The following is a 15,040-nucleotide window of genomic DNA, read 5'->3' on the forward strand; positions in this document are numbered from 1 at the left end:
AGCGCGCCGCCGTAGACGGTGAAACCGACGCCGACGAGCCAGGACTGCACCACCAGGATGATGCCGACCGCGCCGTAGGAGACCGCGTTGGACACGATGAGCGGCGCGAAGACCAGTTCGGAGAAGATCCGCAGACCGGCGAAGGCGGCCACGGTCGCGACCGCGCCGGGAAGCAGGCGCAGCCAGGTGACGCGCGAATCGAGGAGGAGGTGCTGGAGCCACCAGAAGTAGAGCACGCCGCCGCACGCGCCCACCACGATCCGGGGAGTCGTCGAGGCGGCGGAGCCGAGCCAGGGAAGGCCGTGCCAGGTGCTGAGGAGGATGAGTGCGATCAGTCCGGCCAGGCCGACGACCTGGCGCCACAGCGTGTGCCAACGGCCTGGCGGCAGCTGCCAGATCCGTTGGTAGGCGTTCTGGACGGCGGCCATCAGCGAGATGCCGAACACGGCGAGGCCGACCAGGCCCAGCACGGTGGTGGCGCTCAGGACGGCGTGTCGGGAGGCGAACAGTCTGTCCACCGCGTGGGCCGAACTGCCGGACACGCCGATACCTTCGATGATCCAGTCCGTCACCCCGCTGCCACGGGCGGGCAATGCCGCCGTGATCACGATCAGCAGGGGCACCAGGGTGACGAAGAACAGGGTGGCGAACGCCATCGCGCGGTGCAGCAGCTCGATCTCCCGGCCGGCGCGCCACACGCTCCTGGCAGCCTCGCCCACCTTCCGGCCCAGCTTTTCGACGCGCGTGACGTTCCGTTCTCCGGCCACGTATGCACACTTTCCTCGGCAGTACGGCGGCGGCCCGAGAGATCACCTCCCGGTTGCGCGTCGCCGACCTCCGTCCCCGTGTACCTCGGTCAGCGCCGGCCATGCCCGGGGCCGCGCCGGGAAGCCGGGCTCGCCGACCGTCTCCGTCTCCGTCTCAGCGGGTCTTCTGGAGCACGAGCAGCGCCATGTCGTCGGCCTCTGCGGCCGGGCCGGCCCTGCTCAGGCACCCCTCCCGCAGGCCGGGCGACATCGGCCCCGGCCCGGAATCGCGGCCCGAAGCCCGGTCCGCACGCTGTGGCGCCGGTCTTTCCCTCGGACGGACCGCCTGTCTACGCTGATACGCCGGACACAGGCGGGGCGGCGCGGCTCCGCGAACCAGCTGACTTCGACGTGGAGCTGCTGCATCTGCTCGCGCCCAGCAGGGCGCACCGTCTGGACCGGCTGCACGGATACGATGCGCAGCCCGACGACTCCGCCTGGCGGACCTGGGTCGACGAGACCGTGGTCAGCTGGGCAGCCTGTCTGCTGGCGGATCCCGCTCTGGCCGCAGCTGCCGGGCGGGCCGTCAGGGAGACCGAGCACCGCGGCGACGCGGGTGACCCGCAGCGGCTGACCGAACCCGGCCACCGGGATCGCGAAGCCACTGTCCTGCTCCGCCATCCCGACCGTCTCGAATCCGTCGCCGCCCTGCACCGGTCCGAGCTCATGGAACTGCTCAGTGCCGAGGGCGCCGGGCTGTCGTGACCGCTTCACCGGTGCATCGCGGGAAGTTCCACGGTGATGCGGATCCCACCGGCGGGGCGCGGGGTGAGGGTGAGGGTGCCGTCGTGTGCGTGGGTGATGGTCTTGACGATGGCCAGGCCGAGGCCGACGCCGGCGTGGTCGGTGTGCAGGCGTTCGGTGCCGCGCTGGAACGGTTCGGTGAGGGTCGAGACCAACTGTGGGGTGAGCTTCTCGCCGGTGTTCTCGACAGTGAGCACCACGGTCTCAGGGCGCACGCTGGTGTCGACCCACACCGTGCCCTGTTCGGGCAGGTTGTGGACTATGGCGTTGTGCACGAGGTTCATGGCGAGTTGCAGCAGGAGCGCCGGTGATCCGAGGGTGTGACCGACGGCGCCGCCGGTCTCGACGGTGACGCGGTGCTTCTCCGCGAGGGGCAGGAGTGTTTCGGTGGCCTCTTCCGCCAGGAGGGACACGTCGACCGGTTCGCGGGCGAAGGAGCGCTGGTCGGCGCGGCTGAGCAGCAACAGCGCCTCGGTGAGGCCGATGGCCCGGGTGTTGACGGCGTGGAGGCGGTCGATGAGTTCGCCGGTGTCGGCGCTCGGATCGGTGCGGGCCACGTCGAGAAGTGTCTTCGAGATCGCCAGTGGTGTGCGCAACTCGTGTGAGGCGTTGGCCGCGAATCTCTGCTGTTCGGCGACGTGTGCTTCGAGTCGCGTGAGCATCGCGTCGAAGGCGTCGGCGAGTTCGTGGAACTCGTCGCTGCGGCCTTCCAGGTCGATCCGGTGGGAGAGCGAACCGTTCGCGGCCATGCGTGTGGCGCGGGTGATCCGAGTAAGCGGGTCGAGCATGCGACCTGCGAGGATCCATCCTCCGAGCAGGCCGAACACCAGCAGGAAGGCCAGCACGACGGCCGCGATCGGGGCGAAGTCCCGCAGGACGGAGTACTGGTAGTCGGGTTGGAGCAGCAGCCCGACGTGCGGCACACGAGTGAGGAACACCCACACCGCCGCCAGCAGCAGGCCGCCGGCCACCATGAGGAATCCGGCATAGCTGAGGGTGAGTTTGACGCGGACGCTCAGACCGGGCTGCCTATCCACGGTCGGCGCCCGCTCCGGACCCGCGGGTCCTCCAGGTCTTGTCGCGGGGGCGGTTCCTGTCGCCGGGCCGGCCGGCCGCGATCGCCGCCGGGCGCAGGCCCTCGCGGGTGGCTTCTGCCGGATGGGGCTCGTCGTCGACGATCGACACACGCATGCGATCGATGCTACGAACCGGCGCATATCGTCGGCATATCGAAAACCGGATACGCCCCGGCAACACCATGTCCGTTTGACTGGCAACATGACTCGCACCCCGCCGCCACCAGCACGAACAGTGACCCCGCATGCGCGCAACGAGGACAGCCGATGACCCAGGTCGGTACGGCGGAGACCGGGCAGGGCGACACCGGTCCCCAGGATGCCCGCCCAGGCGCGCTGCGCGCGGTCGTCCGTCGGGCAATACGAGCCGGCTCCCGGCCGGGGCCCTGGAAGCACGGGCCGGTGCTCGCGGCGCTGGCGGTCCTGCTCGCCCTGTTCATGCTGCTGCACGCGAGGATCCCGAACCGGATCGGCAACCTCGGCAGCCTGGCCGAGACCTTCCTGCCGTGGTTCGGCCTGTTCATCCCGGTGCTGCTGGCCGCGGCACTGTGGCGCCGCTCCGCCTCCGCGACCGCCGCGCTGCTGCTGCCGGTCGTGGTGTGGGGGAGCCTCTTCGGTGGGCTGCTCGGCGACAAGTCCCACCCGGGCCGCGACCTCACCCTGGTCAGTCACAACGTAGACGCCGACAACCCCGACCCGGCCCGCACCGCGCGTGACCTGGCCGCCTCCGGGGCGGATCTGCTGGCCCTGGAAGAGATCACCGCGCAGGCGCAGCCGCTGTACGAGAAGGCGCTGGCGAAGGCGTACCCGTACCACACGGTGCTGGGCACGGTCGGGCTGTGGAGCAGGCTGCCGCTGTCGGACACGCGACCGGTCGACACCAGGCAGGACGTCGGGCCGCTGGGGGACGCCAAACCGGCCGACGAGAAGATGTCGTACAACCGGGCACTGCGCACCACGGTGGCCACGGACCACGGGCCGCTGGTCGTCTTCGTGGCCCACCTGGGATCGGTACGCGTGTCGCCAGCGAACGGCTTCTGGACGGAGAGCCGGGACAGAAACGCGCGGGCGCTCGCCGAGGCCATAGCCGCCGAGCACGACAAGCGGGTGGTACTGCTCGGTGACCTGAACGGCACCACGGACGACCGTGCGTTCGCCGGCCTCACCTCGCAGCTGCGCTCGGTCCAGGAGGCGGCCGGGGACGGCTTCGGCTTCAGCTGGCCGGCGGCGTTCCCGATCGCGCGGATCGACCAGATCCTGGTGCGCGGCGTGCAGCCGGACAGCTCGTGGGTGCTGCCGGCCACCGGCAGCGACCACCTGCCGGTGGCGGCCGGCATCAGCTGGTAGACACCGCAGGGGCCGTGTTCCTGGATAGGCTGCCGATCGGGTTTCCGACAGGGGGGCAGCGGTGATCGGGAGCGGGGACGCGGTCCGTGAGATAGCGGTGCCACCGAGTCTGGGTGCGGTCGCCGATCTGGCGCCGGTGCGCGATCGGGACCGGCCCGTGTGGCTGGCTCTGGGCGAGGACGGCACGATCGGCCGGTGGGACATGGCAGCCGGGGTTCACGAGGCCCTCGGGACCACCGTCGTTTCCCCGGAGTCCGACCGTGAGCCGGGGAACGGCCGTCGGCCGCGCAGGCGCCTGCATGCTTCCCACGACGGCAGGTTCGCCGCCGTGGTCAACGACTACGGGCGGTTCGGGGAGGTGATCGACCTGCGGACCGGCAAGGTCACGCTGACCCTGGACAACCAGGGTGGTCACGAGGAGACCGTGCCGTTCTCGCTGGAGTTCGCGCGGAGCCGGGGGCGTTGCGTCGTGATCCACCGCACGGCCTGGAACCGTCTGGATGTCTCGGACGCGCAGACGGGAGCACTGCTGACCGAGCGGTCGCTCTCCGCGCCTGCTGACGAGGACGCCGCGGTGGAGCATCGCCTCGACTACTTCCACGGTGCGCTGCGGGTGAGCCCCGACGGGAAACGGGTCCTGGACGACGGCTGGGTGTGGCATCCGGTCGGGTTCCCCTCGGTGTGGGATCTCGGCCGATGGATCGAGGTCGACGTCTGGGAGTCCGAGGACGGTCCGAGCCGGGTCGATGTGTGCGGCCGGGAGTACTACTGGGATCACTCGATGACCTGGATCGATTCGGTCCGGGTCGCCGTCGAGGGCATCGGCGACGACGCCGATGCCATGCGGCCCGGGGCGCGGATCTTCGATACGACTCGGACCTTCGAGGGCGACCTGTGGCGTTTGCCGACTGCGGTGCAACTCCTTGCGTTCGAAGGTCCGACCGGGCGTTTCTTCAGCGACGGCACCTGCCTGTTCAGTTGTGACGAGACGGAGCTGTCGATCTGGGATCCGGTCGAGGGGAAGCTCAAGGGCGTCGTCCCCGGCTTCTCCCCCACGCATCATCACCGGTCCGCCCAACAGCTCGTGCGGGTGGTGGGTGACGTGGCGCGCGTATGGAGCGGCTGACCGGCCGCGCCGACCGGGCGACGGCCGGTTGCCCGGTCGCTTTCGGTTGCGGTCAACCTGGCTGGAAGAACGCGAGTATGTGCCGGGCGGCGTCCGGCGATGCCAGGAGTTCCTTTATGCGCGCGGATTGCCGGCCGGCCGCGCTGGTGCGTTCAAACATCTCGCGTTCGTATTCCTCGACGGCGGCGGGAATGCCGTCCGGGCACGCGGCCAGCGCGAGACCCAGCAGGACACCGTCGAGCAGCGCCATGTTGGCACCCTGGCCCACCGGCGGCATCAGGTGCGCGGCGTCGCCGACCAGTGTGACGCCTGGTGTCGACGGCCAGGTCAGGCCGACCGGGAGCGTGGTGATCGACCGCGGCAGGATCGTGTCGTCGCAGGCTGCGATCAGTGCGGTGAACCGTGGGTCCCAACCGGCGAAGAGGTCGATCAGCCGCGCCCGGGCGGCGGCCGGGTCGCCGAACGGGATCCCGCTGGTGGCGAACCAGTCCTCGGCGGTGTTGTAGAAGCTCAGGCCGACCCGTACGCAGCCGTCGCCGTTGCGCTGGGCCGCCAGGGACTGCCCGGCGCCGAGTACCCAGTAGTTGCCGCGCCCGACCATCGCCGCGAGGTCGGGATGGGTGCGGTCGATGTCGGGGATGACGAGTTCGACGACGTTCTGGCCAATGTGGGTCGGCCGGGCGTCGGTGAGCTGCGCGCGGACCCGGGAGTTCGCGCCGTCGGCGCCGACCAGCAGGTCGTACGGCGCGCAGCTGCCGTCGGCGAAGTACAGCAGGCCGTCGTCGGCGGATTCGACCGCGCACCCCCAGCGCACCGTGTGTCCGGGCAGGGAGTCCAGCAGCAGGTCGCGCAGATCGGCGCGGTCCACCTCGGGCCGTTCGAGCGGGGCGTCGTCGGGCGTGTCCTCCTGGAGCAGCAGGGTGCCGTCCGGCTGGAGAAGACGCATGTCCTGCCCCGCACGCCGGGCGATCGCGTGGAACTGCTCGATCAGACCGGCCTCGCGCAGCGCTCGCTGCCCGGTCCCGGAGTGAAGGTCGAGCATGCCGCCCTGCCCGCGTGCGTCGCGCGAGGAATCACGTTCGTACACGACCGCGTCGATGCCGTTCACGTGCAGCATCCGGGCCAGGGCCAGACCGCCCAAGCCGGCTCCGACGATGGTGACTGGCCGATTCACCGGCGGAACCGGGGCGCGAGCACCGTACGCACGGCCTTGGTCACCTTGCTCGGGGTGGACCCGTCCTCGTCCTCGTCTTGGTCCTCGGGTTCCGGTTCGAGCATGCGCTGGATCTGCGACAGCAGTTGGTTGGTCGTCCGCCAGAGCGGGACGAGCAGGCCGGCGACCGGTCCGACGCCCTGGACCGGGCCGCCGGACAGCTCGGTGACCTTCCGGGCGATCGTGACCGTTGCCGGATCCCGAAGGATCAGATGCACCTCGTCGTCGACCAGCCGGATCTCCATCCTGCGCGCGGCGGCTTCCTCCGGGTTCGCGTCCGTGGTCGTCTCCGGATCCAGCTCGTCGATCTTGGCGGCGACCGCGTCCGGGTCGACCCCGAGTTCGCGCAGCACCCTGGCCGCCATGCTGTTCTCGGTCCGCAGCATCGCCTCCAGCAGGTGATGGCTGCCGACCGGTGCGCCACCGGCCAGCGCGCTCGCGGTGGCGACGGCGTCCTCGGTGGCAGGTGTGCCGGCCGGCCATGGGCCTGCCGCGACCTCTTGCGAGCCCCCCAGTTCCGCCAGCACCGCGGCCCGGATCCTGCCGATCGGATCGATCCGCTCGGCGAGCACCTTCGCGCCGACGCCCTCGCCTTCCCTGACGAGGGCGAGCAGGACGTGTTCCGTGCCGATCGAGGTGTGGTGCAGCTGCTGCGCCTCGCGCAGCGCGAGATCCAGCGTCTTCTTCGCGCCCGGCGCGAACGGGATGTGGCCGCTCAGCTCGTGTGTGCCGGGCTTGACCAGCGCGGCGATGTCGGCCTGTGCCGTCTCCTTGTCGTACCCGAGCTGGTGCAGCACCTTCGCCGCCAGGCCGTCCGGTACGTCGAGCAGCCCCAACAGGATGTGCTCCGTGTCGATGTGGCTGTGCTTGAGCCGCCTCGCCTCCTCCTGAGCCGTGACGACCACCTTGCGAGCTTTCACCGTGAACCGTTCGAATGACATGCTTCCATGGTCCCAACCCTGTCAATACACTGCTATTGACAGGGTCACCATGGTGAAAGGAGGGTGCGATGGAGACACCGTCGGACTGGGAGGACCGGCTCGCGCGCTGGCAGAACGAGCTGGAGCTGTTCGAGCAGCTGGACGAGACCCCCTGGGTCACGCTGGCCAGGGCCGAGGCCGAGACCGGTGTCTCCCGCTCGGCGCTACGGGCCTGGTACCGCAACGGCGAGATCCGGTCCCGGCTGGTGGACGGCCCGAACGGACCACAGCGCCTGGTCCAGCTGGCCGCGGTGATCGAGCGCGCCGCCGCGTCACCGCGCATCCAGCGCAGGGCGGAACGGGAAGTCAGCCTGGAAGCCCAGGTCACCCTGCTACGGCACCGGGTCGACCAGCTCGAACTCCGGCTGGCCGCGCTGGAGCGGAAGTGACCGGCGGCCGCCTGCCGACGGAACACGGCCGACGCACGCGACCTCACCCCGTACACACGAAGGAGAGCACGGTTACGTCCATGCCGGCGCCACCGGTGCCATTGCGGACAGCGCCGGCGGTTACGCGGCCCTCACGCTGTTCGACCAGGACTCCGATGTGCTCACCGCGAGTACAAGATCAATCTCCTCGCGCCCGCCGCAGGTGACCGTCTCGAAGCGATCGGGACGATCCGCCTGGACAGGGCGCCCGAGTGAGGACGCGGTTGCCGCAGCCGTCTTTGGCGGTGATTCACCCGTACCGGGGAGGGAACCCGGCTTGGGTCGCCTGAGCAGGACGGGAAGTGAGGACGGCTCGTGGGGTACGAGTTGCGCGCGCAGTACGCGGAGGGTGCCTCGCCGAGCTCCGCCGGGCCCCTTCTCGAAATCTGGCACATGACGGAGGAGGGCGAGACCCAGGCTCTGTGCGGGCGGCGGCTCGATCCGGCCGCGTGGACCCAGCCGTCCACGGCCTGGGGCACGCCCGCGGCCGATCCCTTCTGCCGCGAGTGCGGGGTGCGCTATCTGCGCATGGGCGTCGGCTGACGTTCGTGCCCTGGTCCTGCCCGGCGGCGTCGCCAACCCCGGCAACCTGCGCATGAACGACGCGGCGGTGGCCTTCGTGACGGGTTTCTTCGAAGCGGGACTGCCGGTCTCGGCGATCTGCCACCCACCGTGGCCCCTGGTCGAGGCGGATGTGCTGCGGGGGCGCACTCTGACGTCCTGGCCGAGGCTGCGTACCGACATCCGCAACGCCGGCGGCACCCATTACGACGAGGAGGTGCACGTCTGCGACGCGGGTTCCAGCACACTGATCACGAGCCGCGAGCCGGCCGATCTTCCCGCGTTCTGCCGGGCGTTCGTCACCGAGTTCGCCAAGGCCGAGAGCGGGACTTCCTGGCCCAGGCGCTGGACGCGGTCGGTCGGTCGGTCCGGGCGAGCACGATGGATCGTGGAAGTACTCGCCCGCGGACGGGTCGTCGCAGCACCCGCCCGCACCCGCGTCCACCCACTGCTCGGTCCGCTCTGTGGACTTACGCAGCGTGTTCCTATGGAGCGCCGCTCGGCACCTGTCCGGCGCGTTCATCGGGCCACCGCGTGCGCGCCATGTCCTTCCGGATTTCGGGACGGGAGCACATGCGGGTCTCCTCCAGCGCGTCACGACTGGACGCGGACTTCCTGCGGCGCGACAGGATGTCAGGCGGTCCCCTCGGCCAGCGCCTTGATGCCGCGAAGGGTGGCTTCCATCCCGGCGCGCAACTCCTGGAGCCGGAAGGCGACGAACTCCTCCTCGCGGTCCGGCCAGCGCTCCAGGGCCAGCGTCAGTCCGCTGCGGCCCGGCCCGATGCGGACCGACTGCCGCAGTCGGCTGCCCCCGCCCTCGGCGTCGAGTTCGTAACGCCAGTTCGCCATGGCGTTCGCCGGATCCAGTGTCGGTTCCCCATAGCGGCCGTCCGCATCCGTGACGGCCCAGGCGAACACATGCGGTTCGTCCAGCTCGACCACATGCGAGACGGTCCGCCATTCGCCGAGCTGCCGGTGATGGTTGTAGCCCTCGAAGCACGCACCCGCCGAGGGCCCGTCCGCGCCGTCGAGCCATGCGACACGCTGTAGTTCAGGGCTGAGCCGGGCGGGCAGACCGATGTCGGTCACCAGTTCCCAGACTCGCGGTACAGCCGCAGCGACATGAACATCACAGTGCACACTCGGACCATCAGCGAATCGCACAACGCCCCCTCGATGCCGGTTTCCCTGATCATCCACGGCCTTGATCCACGTGAGCAACAGTCCCTGACACGCCGGTCGGTGATGTCGGACACGGGGACGACCAGCCCGCCGCGTCCGGGCGGCGGAGGCCGCAGCAGGCAGAGGCCCGCGCCGCATTGAATCCCTTCAACACGCAAGATAAATTCCTTACTTGCTGAGCCATTGCGGTCCGCGGACGCAGGGAGGCACGTACGTGAGTGGACACCACGACGAAGGCCACACCATCGCGGGATGGACCGGTTTCACGGTCGCCACGATCGGGGCACTGGCCCTCGGCATGGGCATCGTCAGCTGGCGCCCGGGCGTCTGGGTCGGGCTCGCCGTGCTGGTGACGGCCGTTCTGATCACATGGGCCCTGCATCTGGCGGGCTGGGGCAAGCCGCCCGTACCGCGCAGCGTCGACCAGCGGCGGCTCTCGGCGCGGGACCACTCCGTGCGTGACGGGCACGCGAACTGCCTCGGGTGCCGGCTGGCAGGGCGCCACGGCGGCCGGGCCCGTACGACCCAGGCGCCCTGACGGTCGGCCGAAGGGTCGTAGGACCGGAACGAGCGTGGCGACGGCGGTCGCCCCCTCGACGGATCAGCCGTGAAGCTCCTGATCCAGGCCAGGGCGCCGGGTCAGCGCCAGCACGCTCAGGCCGAACATCAGGACCCCCAGGGGGAGATGGACCGACGGGATGTGCGCGATGCCGAGCACGACCTGGATCGAGGCCAGTACGAGGAACCCCGACGCGTGCCAGACCGGCCGGGGCGAGCCGCCGCCCGGCTTCCACGCCAGCACCGCCGCGAGCACGTACAGCATCGACGCCCCGTACATCACCCGGGCTCCGACACTGTGCAACGTCTCTCCGTAGGAAGCGGTCAGCAACAGGCCCGCGGAGACCGCCTGGAGAAAGATGGTCAGGGTCTGGAGGAGGATGGCGATCCGCAGGAACGAGGAGCCCCGTCGTGCGCTCGCCGTCCTCGTCATCTCGATGGTCATGTCGCAGTCCCCTTTTCCGCCCTCGGGCGACAGATCGATAAGGTCTCACCAGTCCGACGACGCAGGCGGACGAAAGGTAAGGCGAGGGGGCGACCGGAAGCATGGGAAGTGTGCGGGCCGGAACCGCCGAGGCAGCCGACGAGCGACGTCAACTGGTCAATGTCGCGTACCGGTTGCTCGGTTCGGTGACCGACGCGGAGGACGCCGTGCAGGATGCCTACACGCGCTGGTACGGGCTGCCGCAGGACCGGCAGGAGGAGATCCTCTCCCCCGGTGCCTGGCTGACGACGGTCACCAGCCGTATCTGTCTGGATCTGCTCGGCTCGGCGCGGGCCCGCCGTGAACAGTACGTCGGCGCGTGGCTGCCCGAACCGCTGCCCGACCGCACCGAGTGGAACCACTCGGCCGGAGCCGATCCCACCGGCCCTGCGGACCCCGCCGACCAGATCGTCCTGGACGAGTCGGTGGCCATGGCCTTCCTCGTGGTCCTGGAGTCGATGACGCCCGCCGAGCGGGTGGCGCTCGTCCTGCACGACATCTTCCGGTACCCGTTCGCCGAGATCGCCGACGTGCTCGGCCGCACTCCCGCGGCCTGCAAGCAGCTTGCGGCCTCCGCCCGGCGGCGGGTCGGCGTCGCACGCGCTCCGGTGACCGGGACCGGCCGGGCCGAGGTGGTGCGGCGAGTCAAGGAGGCATGGGAGACCAAGGACATCGCAGCCCTCGTCGGTCTCCTCGACCCGGCCGCCGTGATGACCGCCGACGGCGGCGGCCTGGTCGGCACGGTACTGCACCCGGTCGAGGGCGGCGCGCGCATCGCCCAGTACATGATCGCCATCGCCGACAAGGCTCCGGGGCTGGAACTCCTGGAGCGATCGGTCAACGGTGTGCCGGGCCTGGTGGCCCGGCGGGCCGGGACCGTCGTGACCGTAGCCGCGTTCGACGTCTCCGACGAGCGCGTCACCCGGATCTGGGCGGTCCGCAACCCGGAGAAGCTGCGACCGTGGACGCAGCAGGCCGGCGGCAACCACTGACCGGTACCGTCAGGAGTTGCTCCAGCTGCGGGTGCTGAGCACCAGCCGGTAGCCGTCGGGGTCCTCGATGCTGGCACCCCAGGTGTCCCAGTACGAGTTGCGCGCCTGCACACGCTTGCCGCCGTGGGCTTCCAGGCGTGCGAGCAGGGCTTGCGGTACCTGTTCGTCGAGATAGACGACCAGCAGGTCCTCCTCGGTGGGCTGTGGTTCGACTGCGGCGTCATAGACGAGTTCGAGGTGCCAGGACGCGTCCGGCCAGCCGACCATCAGCAGATCGTGCTCGTCCGGGTTGCCCGCGCTGTCCGCCCGGAACAACACGCTCAGCCCGAGCCCGCCGACCCAGAACCGCTCCGCGGCGGCAAGGTCACGGGAGGGCCGGGCGATACGGATGTGGCTCTGGCCGGTGGCGGGCATGGCTGCTCCTCGACATCGATCACGTTCTGACTTCGGCAGCCTAGGAAGTGGTGTCCCCCGCCGCATCGGCCCAACGGCACAGGAGCGATCCGTCGTGGGACCTACGCCCCGGGCCGAGAGCCGGTTCCGGACCGAGCCGGTTACCTACCGAGCCGGTTCCGGACCGCCTACGGCGGCCTGTGCGGGATGCCGTGATCGTCAGCCGGCCCGGTGGAGGACCGTGGTCAGACGTGCCGGCCCTTCCCGCTCGTAGCCGTCCGCGACAGCCCGGTCGATGACGCCTTTCGCCGCGGCTAGCATCCCCACATCGATGCCGTGGCCGCTGGCGGCGTTGATGACATGCGTGATGCCGGATGCCGCCGAGGCGATCGTGGATCGGTCCCCGGGACAGTGCCCGGCCTCGATCTGCCCGGCGAAAGGCGTGATCACCTCCGGAAGGAGTCCGCCGATTCCGGTGGCGAGGGCGGCGAACCGTCGCGGCTCGATTCCCTCGGCGGCCGCGAGGGCGAAGGCGTGCGCGATGCCGTTGACCGAGGTGGCGAAGATGTCCAGTAGCGCGACCTCGTACGCGCAGGCCCGGCCGGGATCGTCACCGAGATGCGTCACGGTGCCGCGCACGGCGTTCATCGTCTCCTGAACGGCCTCGTGGACATGGCGGGGCCGTGCGGTTCCACACGGTCACCGGATGACGGGCCGCAAGGAGAGCAGCGGCCAGGGCACGGCCCATCGGGCCGGGGCCGAGAACGGTGACGGGCCTGAGTCGGGTGCTCTCATCAGCGGTTTTCATCATGCGCCGAACGCTAGACCTTCACATTGACGTCAAGGTCAAGCGCTGTTGGACTCTTCGTCATGAGGATCGGTGAACTGTCACGGCGCACCAACGTCAGCCGGCGCTCGCTTCGCTATTACGAGGAACAAGGACTGCTCATTCCGAAACGCCTGCCCAACGGATACCGCGAATACGACGAGCGCAGCGTCACCACCGTGCGCCGCATCCAGATCCTGCTCTCCGCGGGACTCGGCACATCCGCCGTCGCCGAAATTCTTCCCTGCACCGTGGACGACAGTGTCGTCCTGTCCGGTACGTGCCCGGAACTCATCGACGGCCTGGCGAAAGAGCGTCGCCGGATCGACGCGACGATCGACGACCTGATCGCCGCTCGGGACATCCTCGACTCGCTCGTCGGACGCCCGCTGCACGCCGGGGCCGCCCCCTCGCACTGAAGGGCAAGCCTCGCCCTGCCTTGGGGAGGCATCTCAGGCTTCCCTGTTCTTGCAGGTCAACTGGGCTGAGATCATTCCAGCGTTGTGGGTCGGGCGGCGGCTGCCGGAGGATTTCGTGCGGACTGATGCAAGTCGTTCACCGAGTTCTTGGAGGTCTGATGAAGTCCGTCATCCGGAGGGCTGCGGGATTCGCGGGGGCGAGCGTGGCTGTCGCGGCCATGTCCTTGACCGGCGCGTCCGCGGCCCACGCGGAAGCCCCCACCCAGGGTTGTCCTTATCCCTATGTCTGCTTCTATCTGAACAATGACGACCTGCTGGCGGGCAAGCCGATCTCGAAGTACCGGGACGTCACCAGTAGTTACCAGGCCGTCAAGCCCCGGCCGCACTACGGGGTCATGAACACCCGAAATGACGACGTGGTTTATCTGCGCCTCCAGGACGGAAGCTCGATCTGTCTTCCGCCGAACAACGAAACCGTGTTCACCGACGGCTACAGCGTCACCGGAATCAAGATCTCCAGCAGCCCCAGGTGCTGAATCAGGCGCCTCGGCCATGAACGCAGCCGCCGCCGACCGCTCACCGAGGTAGGTGGCGTGTCCGAGGCTTGGACACGGGCCGGCACGGACGGTCGGCGGCGTGCACCGAGGAGGGGCTGCGGACGGCCGGTGGAGTCGCGCGTCGCGGCGCCCGCGTCGCGCTGGTCGGCGCGCTGTCCGGCCAGCTGTCACCGCACCGGGACGGTGCCGGCGCTCCGGCGCGGATCGACACCTTCCGGCTCATCACCCAAGGGATCACCCCGCGCGGCTACAGCGGCACGGACCATCCCGACGTGGCGCAGGAGTGGGCCGAGCGGTTCGGGAACTGGCTGCGCGCGGGTGAGATCACCTTTCCGCACGTACGGATCCAGGGCATCGAACGTGCCCCGAGCGCGTTGCAGGAACTGTGCGAGGAGCGGCACTTCGGCACCGTGATCGTGGAACTTCCGCCCCGCTGAAGCGCGTTCGCCGCCGCGTGGCGCGGGCGAGCGCCCGACACGGAACGAGGCGAACACGGGTATGCGCATCGGAGACGCGGCGGCGGCGGCCGGACCCACCCCGCGGGCCCGCGGTTCTACGAGGAGCGCGGACTGCTGACCGCGCCACCGCGCACGGCCTCGGGCCAACGCCGGTACGGACCGGACGACGTGGCCCGGCTCCGCGTCATCCGCGAGTTGCTCGGCCTCGGGCTGACCGTCGAGGACCTGCGCGTCGTCGCCGACCGGATCCAGCTCCTGGCCGAGAATCCACACCGGCCCTGCGCCGAGTGCGCATCGAGCTCGCCGGGCACGGGTGTGGTCGAACGCCGACTGGCGGCCATGGACGCGGAGATCGGCCGCCTGACCCGGCTGCGCGACCGGCTGGCACGGCGGACGGGGCAGTCGTCGACCGCCCTGCGCTGACCGAGTCCGGCAGGTGGTGCAGAGGCGGGCCGGGGGTGTGCGCCGCGCGGCGAGCGTCGAGCTGATCGCCCGGGCCGACATCCACCTGCCCGCCAGCCGCTGCGGCCGGAACCGGCTCGCGGGCCACCACCACGGTCGGACGACGGAGCGGCAGGCTGCGACAGCGCGACAGCGCGACAGCGCGACAGCGCGACAGCGCGACAGCGCGACAGCGCGACAGCGCGACAGCGCGACAGCGCGACAGCGCGACAGCGCGAGCCTCCCAGGGGCTCCGCTTCGGTGTTACGGGACTCCGTTCGACCGACCTGGCCCGCACCGGCCGGTGTGCCGCGCCTCGCACGACGGATCTCTTGGGCACTCTCGTGAACATGGGCCGACCGGCCCCGTGCAAGGACCCGACAGCACCTGCCCCGGCGTCCCCGCCGGTCGGAGGGTGGGGACATGCTCCAGCCCGCAACCCGACGGAG

Annotated in this window: 19 protein-coding genes and 4 pseudogenes; 13 read left to right on the top strand and 10 right to left on the bottom strand. The window is 70.2% G+C overall.

Features of this window, described 5'->3' with window-relative positions; translation table 11 throughout:
- Window positions 1-11: 11 nt before the first annotated feature.
- Window positions 12-767: pseudogene (locus tag FNH09_RS00535) on the bottom strand (YhjD/YihY/BrkB family envelope integrity protein); the annotation flags it as partial.
- 390 nt (window positions 768-1,157) lie between these two features.
- Between FNH09_RS00535 and FNH09_RS00540 the strand changes: the two are divergent.
- Window positions 1,158-1,511 carry a hypothetical protein gene (locus FNH09_RS00540; RefSeq protein WP_152883880.1) on the top strand — a complete coding sequence of 118 codons (354 nt, stop codon included), beginning with the start codon at window positions 1,158-1,160 and terminating at the stop codon, window positions 1,509-1,511.
- Between the two features lie 5 nt (window positions 1,512-1,516).
- Here FNH09_RS00540 and FNH09_RS00545 read toward each other — a convergent pair whose 3' ends face one another.
- On the bottom strand, window positions 1,517-2,587 hold the full coding sequence (locus FNH09_RS00545) for an ATP-binding protein (RefSeq protein WP_162467916.1): 1,071 nt from the start codon (window positions 2,585-2,587) through the stop codon (window positions 1,517-1,519).
- Window positions 2,580-2,741, bottom strand: coding sequence for a hypothetical protein (locus tag FNH09_RS48015; RefSeq protein WP_162467917.1), 162 nt, complete (start codon window positions 2,739-2,741; stop codon window positions 2,580-2,582). The genes FNH09_RS00545 and FNH09_RS48015 overlap by 8 nt, the downstream gene beginning before the upstream one ends.
- Before the next feature lie 152 nt (window positions 2,742-2,893).
- Between FNH09_RS48015 and FNH09_RS00550 the strand changes: the two genes are divergently transcribed.
- Both FNH09_RS00550 and FNH09_RS00555 read left to right on the top strand, forming a co-directional pair.
- Complete coding sequence (locus tag FNH09_RS00550) at window positions 2,894-3,973, top strand: endonuclease/exonuclease/phosphatase family protein (RefSeq protein ID WP_152883885.1); 1,080 nt, start codon at window positions 2,894-2,896, stop codon at window positions 3,971-3,973.
- A 61-nt stretch (window positions 3,974-4,034) separates the two neighbouring features.
- Window positions 4,035-5,099 carry a YncE family protein gene (locus FNH09_RS00555; protein WP_338017411.1) on the top strand — a complete coding sequence of 355 codons (1,065 nt, stop codon included), beginning with the start codon at window positions 4,035-4,037 and terminating at the stop codon, window positions 5,097-5,099.
- 52 nt (window positions 5,100-5,151) lie between these two features.
- Here FNH09_RS00555 and FNH09_RS00560 read toward each other — a convergent pair whose 3' ends face one another.
- A complete protein-coding gene (locus FNH09_RS00560; protein ID WP_338017412.1) occupies window positions 5,152-6,273 on the bottom strand; it encodes an FAD-dependent oxidoreductase in 1,122 nt (373 codons plus the stop codon).
- Window positions 6,270-7,253, bottom strand: coding sequence for a Clp protease N-terminal domain-containing protein (locus FNH09_RS00565; protein WP_152883888.1), 984 nt, complete (start codon window positions 7,251-7,253; stop codon window positions 6,270-6,272). The genes FNH09_RS00560 and FNH09_RS00565 overlap by 4 nt, the downstream gene beginning before the upstream one ends.
- A gap of 68 nt (window positions 7,254-7,321) precedes the next feature.
- Between FNH09_RS00565 and FNH09_RS00570 the strand changes: the two genes are divergently transcribed.
- The 4 genes and pseudogenes from FNH09_RS00570 to FNH09_RS00585 form a co-directional block, all read left to right on the top strand.
- Window positions 7,322-7,681 (top strand): excisionase, encoded by a 360-nt coding sequence (locus tag FNH09_RS00570; protein ID WP_152883891.1) that lies wholly within the window; start codon window positions 7,322-7,324, stop codon window positions 7,679-7,681.
- A 64-nt stretch (window positions 7,682-7,745) separates the two neighbouring features.
- Window positions 7,746-7,912: pseudogene (locus FNH09_RS48020) on the top strand (PaaI family thioesterase); the annotation flags it as partial.
- Window positions 7,913-8,035: 123 nt separating this feature from the next.
- Window positions 8,036-8,263, top strand: a complete 228-nt coding sequence (locus FNH09_RS00580) for a hypothetical protein (protein WP_162467918.1) — start codon at window positions 8,036-8,038, stop codon at window positions 8,261-8,263.
- Window positions 8,262-8,600 (top strand): annotated as a pseudogene (locus FNH09_RS00585) (DJ-1/PfpI family protein); the annotation flags it as partial. The gene FNH09_RS00580 and the pseudogene FNH09_RS00585, both read left to right, overlap by 2 nt.
- Before the next feature lie 314 nt (window positions 8,601-8,914).
- On the opposite strand, the gene FNH09_RS00590 reads toward FNH09_RS00585, so the two are convergent.
- Complete coding sequence (locus FNH09_RS00590; protein WP_338017413.1) at window positions 8,915-9,481, bottom strand: SRPBCC family protein; 567 nt, start codon at window positions 9,479-9,481, stop codon at window positions 8,915-8,917.
- A gap of 196 nt (window positions 9,482-9,677) precedes the next feature.
- On the opposite strand from FNH09_RS00590, the gene FNH09_RS00595 reads away from it, so the two are divergent.
- Window positions 9,678-10,001 (top strand): HGxxPAAW family protein, encoded by a 324-nt coding sequence (locus FNH09_RS00595; protein ID WP_152883896.1) that lies wholly within the window; start codon window positions 9,678-9,680, stop codon window positions 9,999-10,001.
- 63 nt (window positions 10,002-10,064) lie between these two features.
- Here the strand turns inward: FNH09_RS00595 and FNH09_RS00600 are convergent, their stop codons facing one another.
- On the bottom strand, window positions 10,065-10,466 hold the full coding sequence (locus FNH09_RS00600; RefSeq protein WP_152883899.1) for a hypothetical protein: 402 nt from the start codon (window positions 10,464-10,466) through the stop codon (window positions 10,065-10,067).
- Window positions 10,467-10,567: 101 nt separating this feature from the next.
- Between FNH09_RS00600 and sigJ the strand changes: the two genes are divergently transcribed.
- Complete coding sequence (gene sigJ / locus FNH09_RS00605) at window positions 10,568-11,497, top strand: RNA polymerase sigma factor SigJ (RefSeq protein WP_152883901.1); 930 nt, start codon at window positions 10,568-10,570, stop codon at window positions 11,495-11,497.
- A gap of 9 nt (window positions 11,498-11,506) precedes the next feature.
- Here sigJ and FNH09_RS00610 read toward each other — a convergent pair whose 3' ends face one another.
- The 3 genes from FNH09_RS00610 to FNH09_RS49990 form a co-directional block, all read right to left on the bottom strand.
- Window positions 11,507-11,911, bottom strand: coding sequence for a VOC family protein (locus tag FNH09_RS00610; protein WP_152883904.1), 405 nt, complete (start codon window positions 11,909-11,911; stop codon window positions 11,507-11,509).
- 198 nt (window positions 11,912-12,109) lie between these two features.
- Entirely contained in the window at window positions 12,110-12,538 is a 429-nt protein-coding gene (locus FNH09_RS00615) for an imine reductase family protein (protein ID WP_202919554.1), read from the bottom strand.
- The gene (locus FNH09_RS49990; protein ID WP_202919555.1) at window positions 12,501-12,701 is read right to left on the bottom strand and encodes an NAD(P)-binding domain-containing protein; all 201 of its coding nucleotides are present in this window, start codon (window positions 12,699-12,701) and stop codon (window positions 12,501-12,503) included. The genes FNH09_RS00615 and FNH09_RS49990 overlap by 38 nt, the downstream gene beginning before the upstream one ends.
- Before the next feature lie 59 nt (window positions 12,702-12,760).
- Between FNH09_RS49990 and FNH09_RS00620 the strand changes: the two genes are divergently transcribed.
- From FNH09_RS00620 to FNH09_RS00635, 4 genes and pseudogenes are all read left to right on the top strand, one after another.
- Window positions 12,761-13,135 carry a MerR family transcriptional regulator gene (locus FNH09_RS00620; RefSeq protein WP_152883907.1) on the top strand — a complete coding sequence of 125 codons (375 nt, stop codon included), beginning with the start codon at window positions 12,761-12,763 and terminating at the stop codon, window positions 13,133-13,135.
- A gap of 158 nt (window positions 13,136-13,293) precedes the next feature.
- Complete coding sequence (locus FNH09_RS00625; RefSeq protein WP_152883910.1) at window positions 13,294-13,671, top strand: hypothetical protein; 378 nt, start codon at window positions 13,294-13,296, stop codon at window positions 13,669-13,671.
- Window positions 13,672-13,739: 68 nt separating this feature from the next.
- Window positions 13,740-14,129 carry an MDR/zinc-dependent alcohol dehydrogenase-like family protein gene (locus FNH09_RS00630; protein ID WP_338017414.1) on the top strand — a complete coding sequence of 130 codons (390 nt, stop codon included), beginning with the start codon at window positions 13,740-13,742 and terminating at the stop codon, window positions 14,127-14,129.
- 61 nt (window positions 14,130-14,190) lie between these two features.
- Window positions 14,191-14,573 (top strand): annotated as a pseudogene (locus tag FNH09_RS00635) (MerR family transcriptional regulator).
- Window positions 14,574-15,040 lie beyond the last annotated feature (467 nt).

It is taken from the genome of Streptomyces adustus (assembly GCF_009377175.1).
In the GTDB taxonomy this organism is placed as follows: Bacteria; Actinomycetota; Actinomycetes; order Streptomycetales; family Streptomycetaceae; genus Streptomyces; species Streptomyces adustus.